Source organism: Acidobacteriota bacterium (genome assembly GCA_030697165.1).
GTDB lineage: Bacteria > Acidobacteriota > Vicinamibacteria > Vicinamibacterales > UBA2999 > 12-FULL-67-14b.
The window spans coordinates 249,897-263,427 of the sequence record JAUYQQ010000019.1; the positions used below are offsets into that span (position 1 = coordinate 249,897).

At 66.4% G+C, this 13,531-nt stretch carries 11 protein-coding genes and 1 pseudogene; 7 read left to right on the forward strand and 5 right to left on the reverse strand.

Annotated elements, in window-relative coordinates:
* Positions 1-5 precede the first annotated feature (5 nt).
* Both Q8T13_18600 and Q8T13_18605 read right to left on the reverse strand, forming a co-directional pair.
* The gene (locus tag Q8T13_18600; GenBank protein ID MDP3719776.1) at positions 6-2,483 is read right to left on the reverse strand and encodes an NAD(P)-binding protein; all 2,478 of its coding nucleotides are present in this window, start codon (positions 2,481-2,483) and stop codon (positions 6-8) included.
* Between the two features lies 1 nt (position 2,484).
* Positions 2,485-3,504 (reverse strand): patatin-like phospholipase family protein, encoded by a 1,020-nt coding sequence (locus Q8T13_18605; GenBank protein ID MDP3719777.1) that lies wholly within the window; start codon positions 3,502-3,504, stop codon positions 2,485-2,487.
* Between the two features lie 130 nt (positions 3,505-3,634).
* On the opposite strand from Q8T13_18605, the gene Q8T13_18610 reads away from it, so the two are divergent.
* Genes Q8T13_18610 through Q8T13_18625 form a run of 4 tightly spaced genes read left to right on the forward strand, consistent with a single transcriptional unit; the run spans position 3,635 to position 6,434 of the window.
* A complete protein-coding gene (locus Q8T13_18610) occupies positions 3,635-4,339 on the forward strand; it encodes a metallophosphoesterase (GenBank protein ID MDP3719778.1) in 705 nt (234 codons plus the stop codon).
* Entirely contained in the window at positions 4,320-5,774 is a 1,455-nt protein-coding gene (locus Q8T13_18615; protein MDP3719779.1) for a protein kinase, read from the forward strand. The genes Q8T13_18610 and Q8T13_18615 overlap by 20 nt, the downstream gene beginning before the upstream one ends.
* A 22-nt stretch (positions 5,775-5,796) precedes the next feature.
* Positions 5,797-6,051 (forward strand): type II toxin-antitoxin system VapB family antitoxin, encoded by a 255-nt coding sequence (locus Q8T13_18620; GenBank protein MDP3719780.1) that lies wholly within the window; start codon positions 5,797-5,799, stop codon positions 6,049-6,051.
* On the forward strand, positions 6,051-6,434 hold the full coding sequence (locus Q8T13_18625; protein ID MDP3719781.1) for a type II toxin-antitoxin system VapC family toxin: 384 nt from the start codon (positions 6,051-6,053) through the stop codon (positions 6,432-6,434). Before Q8T13_18620 ends, Q8T13_18625 begins: the two co-directional genes overlap by 1 nt.
* 18 nt (positions 6,435-6,452) lie before the next feature.
* Here the strand turns inward: Q8T13_18625 and Q8T13_18630 are convergent, their stop codons facing one another.
* Complete coding sequence (locus tag Q8T13_18630) at positions 6,453-8,783, reverse strand: DUF5916 domain-containing protein (protein ID MDP3719782.1); 2,331 nt, start codon at positions 8,781-8,783, stop codon at positions 6,453-6,455.
* Positions 8,784-8,830: 47 nt separating this feature from the next.
* Here Q8T13_18630 and Q8T13_18635 point away from each other — a divergent pair.
* A pseudogene (locus Q8T13_18635) lies at positions 8,831-9,313 on the forward strand (DNA polymerase ligase N-terminal domain-containing protein).
* A gap of 344 nt (positions 9,314-9,657) precedes the next feature.
* On the opposite strand, the gene Q8T13_18640 reads toward Q8T13_18635, so the two are convergent.
* Positions 9,658-11,100, reverse strand: a complete 1,443-nt coding sequence (locus Q8T13_18640) for an amidohydrolase (protein MDP3719783.1) — start codon at positions 11,098-11,100, stop codon at positions 9,658-9,660.
* Positions 11,097-12,062 carry a YvcK family protein gene (locus tag Q8T13_18645; protein ID MDP3719784.1) on the reverse strand — a complete coding sequence of 322 codons (966 nt, stop codon included), beginning with the start codon at positions 12,060-12,062 and terminating at the stop codon, positions 11,097-11,099. Before Q8T13_18645 ends, Q8T13_18640 begins: the two co-directional genes overlap by 4 nt.
* A gap of 40 nt (positions 12,063-12,102) precedes the next feature.
* Between Q8T13_18645 and Q8T13_18650 the strand changes: the two genes are divergently transcribed.
* Together Q8T13_18650 and Q8T13_18655 are read left to right on the forward strand one after the other, a co-directional pair.
* On the forward strand, positions 12,103-12,801 hold the full coding sequence (locus Q8T13_18650) for a hypothetical protein (protein MDP3719785.1): 699 nt from the start codon (positions 12,103-12,105) through the stop codon (positions 12,799-12,801).
* Positions 12,802-12,809: 8 nt separating this feature from the next.
* Positions 12,810-13,531, forward strand: a 722-nt coding sequence (locus Q8T13_18655; protein MDP3719786.1) for a TPM domain-containing protein, incomplete at its 3' end; no start/stop codon positions are given.

The following is a 13,531-nucleotide window of genomic DNA, read 5'->3' on the forward strand; positions in this document are numbered from 1 at the left end:
TCGCCTCAACGCGTGTGGCACACGCCGCAGGCGATCTCAGACTGAAAGTTCATGGCCGGCTCGGTGACGTCAAGCCGGCCACTGTCAGCGATGAACTTCTGGCTGAGCGTCGCAAGGTTCGCCAGCCGGTACTCCAGCAACTCCTTGTACCGCCATGTGGCATAGGTTGGCGAGGTCTTCGCGTTCTCATACCAAATCCGGGCCCGGTCCAGGTCGCCCTTCTTGAGGAACGCATCGCCGTAGCCAATCAACGTCCCTTCGATGCTGTGCGGCGCGAGGTGATTGTTGTAGCACACTGGTTCGAGGATCGACTTGAAGCCGTACAGCGTGTGGGTAAGTTTGCGGAACGTCGTGTCTTGCTTGATGTTGAAACCGGCGCACTGGCTCAACATGAAGTGATACCCCTCCATCGCCTGGTCGTAGTCGGGGCCGTCGGCCGGAAGCATCGAGGCCAACATCCAGCCCTGCACGAACCCGGCAAACTGCGGATAGAGTAACGAGTTCTCGATCGACTGCATCTGGATCGCCGGCAGCTTGTGGAGTTCGCCCCGCAGCACCGCCAGCTGCCACTCGGCCGTCGCCGTGAGGCTGCGCGCCGTGGAATCCGCGGACCCGTCCAGGGCGATCGACTCCTGGCCATACTTGATGGCGGCGGCCAGATCCCGCTCCTGGTCAGCGGGGCTCGTCTGCAGCCGGGCGCGCAGGTGAAATCGCCACAGGTGCATGCCCCCCATGATCGCGGTCAGGGCCGCATCCCTGGGCTCGATCGCGTACGCGTGCTCCAGTTCCGCCAGCAGCGACGGAATCTGGCTCGCATCGTCGGCGTGCAGGACTGTCCACATGCGTTCGGTCGCGGCCGTCGCTTCAGGACTACTCATGCCGATCGGCGTCTTGATTGGTACGGACTTCAAGGGCATGAAGAAGATGTAGCCGACGACCATCGCCGCCAGCAGGGCCTCGGCCAGATGCCAGCGCCGTCGCTGCCGCAGCGTGCGGTTGGCCCACCAGTTCGCGAGCCTCGCGACGAGTGAGGGCCTGGCGGCGGGACGCGCCGGAAAGCGCGTGGCGACGAGGTGCTGGGCATACTCGGCAATCGGCTCGATCAACTCGAAGTTGGTCGCGCCGCCGACATAGAAGGTGCGCCGTTGGCCCTGCAGTCGTTCGAGGTCATCGTACCAGCCGGCCTTCAGGTCGGCCGACGACACGTGCTGAAAGTACTCGAAGCGGTTGAAGGTGGCGTTGGCCTCGTGCCCGGCGGCGGGCGTCGCCCCCATCTGCGCGATCAGGCGGTCCACGCCGGTCTCCACGGCGCGCTGCAGTTCGCCGGCCTGGCCGTGTGCAGGATCATCTGGCGCGAGTTGTGTGGTGCGCGTGTAGAACTGGGCGAAGGTGCTGTCGGCCCACTGCTTGGCGACCCCGTAGGGCACGTTGGTTCCGAGCGCCGGCGCGGGATAGACCGCGGCCAGCGGTGAGTTGCCGCCAAGATCGGCGCCCTGGAGTTCAATCGACCGCGTCGTCATGCAGTACGAGACCGAGGTGATGGCCGAGAACAGCCGTCGCTCGCTCTCGCTCGCATCCATCCGCTTCATCAGCAGTTCGCTGTTGAGCGGGCAGGCCATGATCAGGTAGTCCGCCGTCAGCGTATGCCGGACCCGCGCCGTCTCGTTCATGTCCTGCTGCAACTCATCGAACACGATCTGTACGCCGGCATCGGTGCGTTCGATCGACTGGATGTCGACGCTGGTCCGGACGTCCAGGCCCCACGCCAGCCGCTCAAAGAAGCGCTGGTAGCCGTAGAGGAACCGCCTCGGCCAGGAGATGAGCCGCCCGATCAGCGGCATTTCCTTCAGCACCATCGGGACGAAGGACCCGACGGTCATGAACTTCATGGCGTAGATCGCGGGCACCTTGTCCAGGTACCCAAAACCCATGAGGGTGATGGGCAACTGGAACACCCGCTCCAGATCGGTCAACCGGTGCCGCTTCAGCCAGTCTTCCAAGGGCGCGCACAGGCTGCCGCCATCGAACGTCGCGACGCCGGCAAAAGTCGGACGATCGATCACGCGACCGAGACGCCAGCGAATCCAGGTGTACCGGATGAGCGCCACCCCGAGGCTCAGCAACGGAATACGGCTGCCATCATCGCGTTGCCGGGTGGCGCTGAACACCGACTGGTAACGGACCTGACCGGTCGGTTCCGGCGGGACCGTCATCGCCACGAACGGGCGCTCGGAATAAACCTGGACGCCGAGGGTTTCCGCGAGCTTGAGGATCTGGGTGTACCCCGGCGTGACGTAGTTGGCGCCGAGATCGAACGAGCGGCCATCAGCGGTCACCGTGTCACACAGGCCGCCGACCCGGCCAAGTTTTTCCAGAATCACCACGTTGCGATAGCCGTGCTCGCGCAAATAGTGCGCCGTCAACAGACCGGCCGGTCCGGCGCCGACCACCACGACCCGCGGCTCCACCTGCGACGTACTCATATCAGCTCCTCCCACTGGCGGCCGGCCGATCCAGGAAATACTGCTCCACGTACCGCGACAGCGACTCGAATTCGGGAGTGCGGGTCTGCTGCTCGGCCCAGTGAATCAGTTCGTCAACGGCGCGAAAGTCGTCGAGCGCCGGAGAGCTCTCGAGCACTGGGTTGAAGCGAAAGAACCGGTTCCCGAGTATCTCCGCCACGCCCAGGTCGTCGAGCCCGCTGGTCGCGGTCTGGGCGATGTCGGGAAACCGGGCCCCCCACTTCAACATGCCCCACTCGAGTGGACCGTCCTGGCCAATCCCGTCCGGACACTGCCCGCACCCGATGGACAGCAAGCGCACTTGCCCGGTCGCCCCGTCGACGCCCGGCGACCGCGCCGCCACCCCGAGGGCTGCCAGCGACGGATTGACGGCAAACACGCCGCCATCGACGTACCCTTCGAAACTGGGAAAGTAGACCGGCGCGGCCATCGAGCGCAGGACCGCGCGCCAGCATTCCAGTTCACCCTCGTCCGACGACCGTGACCGGCTCATCACCACGGACTGCACGCTCGTCTGGGCGGTGCCGGTCAGCGTGCCCGACAGGAGGGTCGCGACAATCGCGACCTCGCGGTCGAGTTCTCTCATCCGCCTCGAACCGAAGAACGCCTGCAGTTCGCCCCGCAGTCCATCGATCTCCCACTTGGGCAGAAACACGTTGACGGCCGGCTCAATCCAGTGGAAACCAGGGGCGCGCGACACGACTTGCAACACCCGTCCGGAAACGCCTCGCGGCCACACGCGGCGCGCAAATATCTGGTCGCCGGTCTGGTAGAACTGGAGGATCCGGTCGAGCGGCGACCCGCAGGCCAGCGCCATCGCGTTCGCCGCGCCCATCGACGTCCCGGCATAGAGGTCAACGCCGTCCAGGAACGCCGGGCCATGCCGTTCTGCCAGCCTCGCGAGCCAGACAATTGTGGAGATGCCGCGGACCCCGCCACCGTCGAGGGCCAGCACCCGGTACGGGCGAGCGGCCGCCGTCACAGGCAGTCTCGCATTCGCCGCCGCAGACGCCCCACGACCATAGGGAAGCCCAAGCGTGGGAACGGTAACACAGGACGCACTCGAGGACCGGTTGATTCCGTCTGCCGGTCCTGATGTCTAATAGCGCGGGATGAAGATCGTCGCCCTCAGCGACCTGCACGGACACTTGCCTGAGATTGCCCCCTGCGACCTCTTGGTCGTGGCCGGTGACGTGTGCCCGGACTTCGGCGAGCCGGGGGCTGAGACCAATGCCATGCACCAACGGCGCTGGTTCGATGCGCACGCCCGGCCGTGGCTGGCGGCGGCGCCGGCGGCCCACAAGATCCTGACGTGGGGCAATCACGACTGGTGCGGGGAGGCCTTCGGGGATGCCGGGGAGCCGCCGGTGGGTTCATCGCCCACGCGGCTGCAGATTCTCGTCGACGCCGGCACGTCGGTTCCGGCCAGCGGCAAAGCCGCGCGAGCCCTTTCGGTGTGGGCCACGCCCTGGTCGAGGCAGTTCATGAACTGGGCATTCATGAAGTCGAGCGCCGAACTGACGCGGGTCTACGCCGCCATTCCCGACAACATCGACATCCTGGTGTCACACCAGCCACCGTACGGGTATGGCGACGGACCTGTCGGGGACGGCGCCGCCCACGGTGAACACCTCGGGAGTCACGAGTTGCTGACAGCCATCGACCGGGTCAAGCCCCGGCTCGTGATCTGCGGACACATCCATTCCGGCTACGGTCGCTTCGAACATGGGCCGACCACCATCTACAACGTCAGCGTGGTCAACGACCAGTACCGCCTGGTGCGACCGGCTACGGTGATTGACATTGCCGACTGGTGATTCACGCGCGCGGCCAGACGACGCCAACGCTGACACCGTCGAGAGCCAGCCCGGCGAGGCTCGGCGCCGTGCCGGGACCGACGCGGAGCCTCCGGCCGGCGCCGATCCGCAGGTGTGGAACGCGCTCAGAGGCTGCCTGGCACTGACGACCCTGTCACCAACCGCCCTGGGCGACCTGTGGGCAGCCTCGCTCACCCGCTCCTACCAGGCGGGCGAGGCCTTGATGCGACAGGGCGACGCGGCCGAGGGCCTGCTGATCATCCTCGAGGGCCAGGCCCACGCGGTACTGCGCAGCCAGGATGGCGCCGACCACCTCATCGGGCGATTCTCGCGTGGCGATCTGGTCGGCGAAATGGCGCTGGTCACGCGCGCGGCGCGCAGCGCGACAGTCATCGCCGACTCACCCGTCCGCGCCCTGCTCGTGCCGACGCCAGAGTTCGACCGGCTGGCCGTGCGTCATCTCGAACTGGGCGTGGTGCTCACCGCGCTCGTGGGCGATCGGCTCGGACGAGGCGCCAACGACGGGTTCGGTGGAAAGCAAGTGGCGGGTTTCCGAATTCTCAGTGGCATCGGCCGCGGCGGCATGTCGGTGGTCTACCGGGCACAAGACGAAGCGACAGGTGAGCTGGTGGCGCTCAAGATGATGAGCTACCGGTTGACCTACGACTCCAGCGCGCTGGCACGTTTTCACCAGGAGGCCGACATTCTCCACAGCCTCGACCACGGGAACATCGCCCGCCTGAAGCGGATGTTCCCGGCCTTCAACACGTACTTTCTGGTGATGGAACTCTGCGATGGGGTCGACCTGGGCCAGCTGGTCCGCTCTCGCGGACGGCTGCCCGAGTCACAAGTGCGGCCGATGCTCGGGCAACTCGCTCACGCGCTCGAGTATGTCCACCAACGCGGATTCGTGCACCGCGACCTCAAGCCCGGCAATGTGATGATCACTCGCGACGGTGAGGTCAAGCTCACCGACTTTGGCATCGCCGTTCCGGAGGTGGTGCTCGACCCCTCTGGCGCTGACAGCGGCCACGCGGTCGTGGGCACGCCGGCCTACATGGCGCCGGAGCAATTCGTCGGCGGTCCGCTCGATCGCCGGACCGACATCTACGCATTGGCGTGCCTGGCCTACGAGATCCTGACCGGTCAGCGCTTGTTCGAGACCAACGACCTCGAGGAACTCCGGCAGCTGAAACTAACAATGCAGCTGCCGCCGGCCGTCGCAATCGGCGACGGCATCGCTCCGGACCTGTTCGAGTTCCTGCAGAGCGCGTTGCGGGTGAAGCCCGACGAGCGGCCGGCGTCGCTCGCTCCGCTGATGGCGTGGGCCGCACGCTGCGACCCGCCGCCTGAGGGCTGTAGCCTCGACCATGGCCCAGAGCAGGATCAGAGGCGGTCTGGACCTCGACCCCCGTCGAATGGTGTTACTATGTAGCTGCGTTACTACACGCGTATCCATGGCCCTGAACATCCGCAACACCGAGACGGAGCGCCTGGCGACCCGCTTGGCAAAGCTGACTGGCGAAAGCAAGACCGCGGCGGTCACCAAGGCCCTGCGCGACCGGCTGGCCAAGGTCACCCGCGACCGGCACGGCCGCCGGCTCGCCGACGAACTGGACGAGATCGCCACGCAGTGTGCGCGCCGGCGAGTGCGCGACTCCCGAACGGCCGACGAGATTCTGGGATACGACGACTCGGGGCTGCCTGGCTGATGGTGATCGATACCTCCGCGCTGCTGGCCATCCTGCAAGACGAGCCGGAGCGGCGCGCCTTCAATGAGGCAATTGAGGCGGCGGACACCCGCGCCATGTCGATGGCCAACTTCGTGGAGACCTCGATCGTGCTCGAATCCCGCTACGGCGCGGAAGGCATCCGTGACCTGGACCTGTTCATCGAACGGGCGGCCATCGAACTGGTGGCTGTCACGCTGCCCCAGGGACACGCCGCGCGCCGCGCGTTCGCGCGCTACGGCAAGGGTCGCCATCCAGCGGGGCTGAACTTCGGTGACTGCTTCGCGTATGCGTTGGCCACCGAGCGAAGTGAGCCACTGCTCTTCAAGGGCGGCGACTTCGGCAAGACTGACGTCTTCCGTTGAGGCCCCGAGCGCGTCGGCCTAAAGGCGGAACAGCTTGGTGACCTTCACCACGAAACTGCGATTCAGAATCGGTGGCGGAAAACCCGTCTCATCGGTATCGCGGGCGTCGCTGTAGACGACAAACAGCTCGCTGCCGGGCTGGTATTCCCAGCGGAAGCGCAGGTTGTTGGTGACCGCCTTGACCGACGACTGATACTGCAGCAAGGCGCTGACGAACATGCGCGGGGTCAACGTATAGGTGGTGCGCGCACCGAGGACGTTGGTGTTGCCGGCGCCGTAGGGGGTGTCAACGTGATTGAGCGACAGCTGGGGCTCGAGCGACAGCTGGGGTGACAGCTCGACGCGGCCGCGCCACGCCAACTCACGCAACGTGCCGCCATAGAACTGGCCGGCGGTGACGCTGGCAAAACCCGACACGCGGCGCGAGGCCGACATGAACCAGGTCGCCTTGACCTGCCCGAACTGGTAGTCGCCAGCCGGGATGGTGACGCCAGGCGCCACCGTGAACGATGCGTCCAGGTGCTCGAACGCGTCGGTGTACTCCACACCTACCTGGTCGCTGGTGGTCAGCTCCATGCGAAACTGGCCCTGGACCTCGCGCGATTCCACATTGCCGACCGTGTTCTCGTAATAGTCGAGGCTGCCTTCGAAAAACAGCTTACGCAGACCGCGTACGCTGGTCGGCCGCGGACTGAACCGGGCCTGCCCGTACGAGCGCTTGAACGCGGCGCGACGGACGAACCCAATCTCGGGATTGAAGTTGTCGCCGACGTACAGGTGCTCCAGTTGCAGACCGGTGCGATCGGCATTCCAGTTGAACGCGCCGCGATAGCTGGTGTCGCGGCCCTCACGATCGGGCGTGTCGGTCTTCGACCAGAAACCGGTAATCGACAGGTCGGTGAGGAAGTTGAACGCGGCGTCGGCGCCGTAGGCGTAGTTCTCGGCGATCCCGGCCGCGACCCCTGGCGCCCGGCGCGTGGCAATCACGCCGACGCGACTGCGGCGAAACACGTCCCGGTTGACGCGCAACACGGTGAAGTCGGTCGCCACGGCATTGGCCAGCGGCTCGTCCTCGGTCCGCATTTGCAGCGCGCCGATCTGGAAGCCGCGACCGCGGCCGAGTAGCCGGCCTCCCCCCAGAATAGGCACGGCGACACCGTTCGACAGCCCTATGCGGCGGCTGTAGAACAGCAGCGGGGCCGGGTTGTTGAAGCCGCCACCGCCACCGCCACCGCCGCCGCCACCGCCCCCACCGCCACCGCCGCCACCGCCGGCGCCGAAGTTGAAGTAGTCCTGTCCCTCGAGAAAGAACTCGCGCTTCTCAGGAAAGAACAGGCTGAACCTGGTGAGGTTGACCTGCGCCTCGTCGTCTTCCACCTGCGCAAAGTCGGTGTTGTAGGTGAAGTCGGCGACCACCGATTGGGTGATCGCCCATTTCGCATCGGCTCCGAACTCGCCGTTCAGGTCGTTGTCGATCGGCGGCGTCGCCAGCCGGTTGGTGAGCAGCGAGCCGAGCCCGTAGGGTTTCACGTCGACGTTGCGCTGCTTAGTGGGCGTGGCCAGGCCGACGAGGGGGCCCGATGACGAGATTTTCGCCATCCCGCGGCGCCCCCACGACCGCGGCACCGGGTTCAGGAACGTGCTCTCGTTGTTCCACCGCACCAGGCGACGGAAGTTCACGCCCCAGGTGTCGCCGCCCTCCTGAAAGCGAATCGAACGAAAAGGGATTCGGATTTCGACCGTCCATCCGCCATCAAAATTCGCCGTTCGAGCATCCCACAGCGTGTTCCAGTTGGGATTGAACTGCTCGTTGATGACCTGCGAGTCGGCGATGCCGCCCAGGGCGTTCACGAAGAAGCCATAGCCGTTACGCCGATCGTTGAATGTGTCAAGACCCACCGCAAAGTGGTCGTTACCGTACAGGTTGAACGAATCGCGGCGCATCTCGTTGGCGACCCGGCGCTCGGAATGCAACTCCCACAAGCGCGCGCTCACATACAGATTTTCATCGTCGTAGAACACCCACACCTCGGTCTTGTCCGTGGGCGCGCCGCCTTCAATCGGATCCTGCTGGATGAAGTCGCCGAATGAGGGCACGTCACGGTAGACCGCCTCGTCCAGTCGGCCATCAAACGTGAGCGGCGACGGCAACGGCATGGTGCGAACGGTGGCCTGCCCCTGGCCATCGCGCACGATGGTGGCAGGTGGCACAGGCACCACCGGAGGGGTCGCGCCAGCGGGCGGCTGTGCCAGCGCGGTCCCATCGAACAGGCCGACGAATCCGACGATCAGTGCCGCTAGGGTCGCGCGACGAAGACAACTGGAGACAGAAATGCGTATCAAGGGCATGGCCAACGGAATAGGCTAGCCTATTACTTGGCTGCCCTTTTTCGAAAATGGCACTGGACGACTATCGAAAGAAACGCGACTTCACGAAGTCGCCCGAGCCCTCGGGCGACACGCCCGTCCGCAAGAAGGCCGGCGCCCCCCTGTTCTTCTGCGTCCAGAAGCACCTGGCCTCGCACCTCCACTACGACCTGCGGCTCGAATGGAACGGCGTGCTGCTGTCGTGGGCGGTGCCCAAGGGGCCGTCGATCGATTCGCGCGACAAGCGGCTGGCCATGCACGTCGAAGACCACCCCCTTGATTACGGCACCTTCGAAGGGGTCATCCCCGAGGGCTATGGCGCCGGCATCGTGATGCTGTGGGACGTGGGCACCTGGGAGCCGGAAGTCGATGTCGACGCGGCATTCCGGAAGGGCGACCTCAAGTTCCGGTTGAACGGCTACAAGCTCAAGGGGTCGTGGGTGCTGGTGAAGACCCACGGCTTTGGCGGCGCACCGAACAGCTGGCTGCTGATCAAGCACAAGGACGACTGGTCGGGACCGATCGACATCGCGGAGTTCGCGCCGCTCAGCGTCAAGACGCCCAACGCGGACTTCGCCGAGATTCTGCAAGGCAAGACGCCGGACCTCTGGTTGAGCAACGCCCCGGCCAAGACGGGCGACACGGGCGAGATGTTCAAGAAGATCATCGCGCGCGCCCTGACCATGAAGGCACCGGTCAAGGCAACCACGAAGGACGCGAAGAACACGAAGACTAAACCTTCAAGGACCAAGACGGCAAAGCCAAAGGCCAAGGCCAGGACGGCTCCGAAGAAGGCGGCCAGGAGGCCAGAAAAAGACTAGTTGTCTTCTTCTGATCTCCTGAACTCCTTTAGTTCTTATTTTCGGTAATCAAGCGCCGGCTTGCGATCCGCCAGGCGAGTCGAGTACTTGAAGTTGGGCCCACGCCGCTCGTCGAACTCTTCCCGGGCCTTGACGAGGTGCGCGGGATCCGAAAACAAATCCATCGCCATCAGCGTCATGCCCTTCGCCGCCACCATCATGCCCTTGGCGCCAATCGACATGCCGCCGGCGGCCACGGCCTGCCAGCTGTGGGCCGGCGTGCCCGGCACCCACGTCGCCGCCGTCAACTGCACGGTCGGCACGCGCCAGCTGACATCGCCCAGGTCGGTCGAGGCGCTGCCGACGCCGGCCTCGGGGGCGAACACCGAGTTGGCGCTGTCGATGGGCGGCAGCTCACCGTCGAGCGACTTGCGAATGCCTTCGGCGAACTCGCGCTCGGCCGGGGTGTACTCATAGCCCCCCACCTTGCGCAGGTTCTGCTGCATCAGTCCGACGAGATAGGTGTTCGGCAGCACGTTCCACACCGCGCCGGTCAGCTCCAACTCCATCGTCGTGCCGGTGCCGAGCGCGGCGCCACGCGCGGCGTTGGTAATGCGTTCCCAGATGCCGTCGAGCACGCGCATGTCGTTGTGCCGGGCGTAGTAGTAGGCCTCGGCGAAGTCGGGGACGACGTTCGGGGCGCGGCCACCGTTGGTGATCACGTAGTGGATGCGGGAGTTGGAGGGCACGTGCTCGCGCATCAGGTTGACCATGTTGTTCATGGCCTCGACGCCGTCGAGCGCCGAGCGGCCGCGATCGGGCGCCGACGAAGCGTGGGCCGAGAGACCGCGGAAGCGGAACTTGCCGGTGATGTTGGCGAGCGTGCTCGAGGCGCTCGAGGCGTTGCGGTCGCCTGGGTGCATGGTGACCACGGCATCGACGTCGTCAAACAGGCCCGCGCGCAGCATGTAGACCTTGCCGGCGCCGCCCTCTTCGGCCGGCGTGCCATAGAAGCGCAAGGTGCCGGAGCGCTGGTTGGCGCTCAGCCACTCCTTGACGGCGATGGCCGAGGCGGTGGCGGCGGTGCCGAACAAGTGGTGGCCGCAGCCGTGGCCGGCGCCTTCGGGCACCAGCGCGCGCTTGCTGGGCTCGGCCGCCTGCGACAGGCCCGGCAGCGCATCGAACTCGCCGATGATCCCGATCACGGGCTTGCCCGCGCCCCAGGTGGCGGTGAACGCGGTGGGAATTTCGGCCACACCCGCAGTCACGGTGAAGCCGGCCGCCTTGAGCTGTTCCTGTAACAGGGCGCTGCTCTTGGTTTCCTGGTAGCCGACCTCGGCGAACGACCAGATCTTCATGGCGACGTCGCGGTAGACGGCGCCCTTCTGATCGATCGAGGCGAGCACGGCGTTGGCATCCATGCCCTGCGCGGTCGCCAGGACCGGCACGAGCAGGAGCACGCCGATCACGACACGGGCCACGATTCCTGAAATCCTCATACGAGCAGTCTCCTCGAGAGCACGGACCAGACGGCGTACGACAGGCGCCGGCGGTCGTGCCGCGCCATCTCCGAACGCCAGAACTCGCCGGTCACCACCTCGGTGCCCGCCGGCAGTTGGCCGATCGCCAGCGGCTGCTTGTGTTCGGCGGCGTACTGCGCCACCGCGTCAGCCGAGGGGTACCCTTCGTTGGCAATCACCACGTCCACCGGCCGGCCGATGGTGCGGCTGACCCACGACGCTTCGTCGGCAGCGGTGAAGCCGTTCATGCCGCGACCTTCAGTCAGCAGGTTTGACACCAGCACGATCGGGCCCGAGACGCCGGCGAGGGCGTCGGCGACGCCGTCCACCAGCAGCGTCGGCAACAGGCTCGTGAAGAAACTGCCCGGACCGATCACCACCGCATCGAAGGTGCCGATGGCGGCCTTGACGCCCGGATGAATCTGCGCCGGCGGCTCGAGCCAGACGCGGGTCACGTGATGGCCGCGAGCGTGGCCCTGGTCCACCTCGACTTCGCCGCGCGTCACTTGCCGATCGGCATACTCGGCGCAAAGCGTCGCCTGCTCGACGCTGACCGGCCAGACGAAGCCGCGGCAGCCGAGCAGGGCCCGCAGGCCGTCAACCGCGGCCAGAAAGTCGCCGCTGTAACGCTCCATCATCGACAGCAGCAGGTTGCCGCCGGTGTGCCCGCCGAGCCGGGCATGCTCGAGTGTCGGCAGGCGGGCCAGCAGCACGCGCCGCGCCTCGCCTTCATTGCGCGACAGCGCAAGCGCGCACCGCAGCACATCGCCGGGCGGCAGCACGCCCAGCTCGTCGCGCAACTGGCCCGAACTGCCTCCCGAGTCGAACATGGTGACGACGGCGTTCAAGCGCAACCATGGGTTGCGTTTGAGGCCGCCCAACAAGCTCGGCAGGCCGGTGCCGCCGCCAAAACATCCCAAATTGATTTCGCGCAGGCGCATATTCGAACAGCTGACCAAGAAGAGTCGTATTCTACAAGAGATGGACAGTCAGCACGGCGGACCACTCGCCGCCACCCTTCACGATCTGCAACGCATCTTTGGCGACCGGCTCGAGGCGTTCATGGCCTACGGCCACGGGCACGCGGCGCCGGCGCCCAGCCTGGTGCTGGTGCGCACGCTGACGCACGACGACCTCGAGGCGTGCGCCGCGCGCGCGGCGTCGTGGCACCGTGCCGGCAGCGCCACGCCGCTGCTGCTGACCCACGACGAGTTCGCGGGATCGCTCGACGCGTTCCCGGTGGAGTACGGCGAGATCATCGACACCCACCGCTTGCTGTTCGGCGCCGACCCGTTTGCCGGATTGGCGATTGGGGCCGACGACCTGCGTCGGGCGTGCGAGGTGCAGGTCAAGAGTCACCTGCTGCACCTGCGCGAAGACTTCGTGGAGTGCGGCGGCAAGCCGTCGGCGGTGGCCGCGCTCGTCACCGACTCGGCGCCGGCCTTCGCGCTGCTGCTTCGCCGGCTGGCGCGGCTGGATGGGCACGCCGCCGACACCAACGCCGACCTCGGCGCGTTCGCCGCCCACCGGCCCGGCCTGGATCCCCGCGTCGTCGGCGACGTGCTCGCGTTCAGCGGCGGCGCGTCCGGTGCCGGGGTCGACGGGTCGCGGCTGTTCCCCGGCTACCTGACGGCCGTTGAGCAGTTGGCCCGGTTCGTCGATACGTGGAAACGGGCGTGACCTGGTTCGTGCGTAGGCTCTTCCTGGCGCTCGCGCTCTGCGTCTGGGCGCTGCCGGCCGGAGCCCAGACCGCGCCTCCCGAGCTCACCGCACCGGTGAACGACTTTGCCGACGTGATCGATCCAGCTTCCGAGCGCGCGATCGAGTCGCTCGTCCGGCAGTTGCAGGCCGCGAGCGGCGACGTGATGGTCGTGGCCACGGTGAAGACGTTTCAGCCGTGGGCCGACCTCAGTTCGTATGCCGTCAAGATGTTCGAGAACGGCGGCAAGGGCGTTGGCACCAAGGGCAATGACAACGGCATCCTGATCGTCCTCGCCCTCGACGACCGGCAAGTCTGGATCGAGACCGGCTACGGGCTCGAAGGCTTCATCACCGACGGGTTTGCCGGCGAGACCAGCCGCGCGATGACGCCGTTCTTCCGCGCCGGTGACTACGGCCGGGGCCTGCTCTCGGGCGCGACCAGCGTTGCCCAACGGGTGGCGCGTGGACGGAATGTCGCGCTTGACGTGGCGCCGATTCAAGCGCCGCGCAGTGAACAGAGGCGCGGCGGCAACTTCCCCGTCGGCCTGATCGTCATCCTGATCATCATCTTCCTCAACATGATGGGAGGTGGCGGCGGGCGGCGTGGCATGCGTCGGGGCAACCGCTGGGCCAGCGGCGTGGGGCCCTTCGGCGGCGGCTTCGGCGGCGGTGGCAGCTGGGGTGGCGGGGGCGGGTTCGGTGGCGGGTT

What these genes read in the sequence shown, in the direction of transcription:
- Q8T13_18600 (MDP3719776.1), bottom strand. Translation starts at nt 2,483, where the DNA reads ATGAGTACGTCGCAGGTGGAGCCGCGGGTCGTGGTGGTCGGCGCCGGA.
- Q8T13_18610 (MDP3719778.1), top strand. Translation starts at nt 3,635, where the DNA reads ATGAAGATCGTCGCCCTCAGCGACCTGCACGGACACTTGCCTGAGATT.
- Q8T13_18620 (MDP3719780.1), top strand. Translation starts at nt 5,797, where the DNA reads ATGGCCCTGAACATCCGCAACACCGAGACGGAGCGCCTGGCGACCCGC.
- Q8T13_18625 (MDP3719781.1), top strand. Translation starts at nt 6,051, where the DNA reads ATGGTGATCGATACCTCCGCGCTGCTGGCCATCCTGCAAGACGAGCCG.
- Q8T13_18630 (MDP3719782.1), bottom strand. Translation starts at nt 8,783, where the DNA reads ATGCCCTTGATACGCATTTCTGTCTCCAGTTGTCTTCGTCGCGCGACC.
- Q8T13_18640 (MDP3719783.1), bottom strand. Translation starts at nt 11,100, where the DNA reads ATGAGGATTTCAGGAATCGTGGCCCGTGTCGTGATCGGCGTGCTCCTG.
- Q8T13_18645 (MDP3719784.1), bottom strand. Translation starts at nt 12,062, where the DNA reads ATGCGCCTGCGCGAAATCAATTTGGGATGTTTTGGCGGCGGCACCGGC.
- Q8T13_18650 (MDP3719785.1), top strand. Translation starts at nt 12,103, where the DNA reads ATGGACAGTCAGCACGGCGGACCACTCGCCGCCACCCTTCACGATCTG.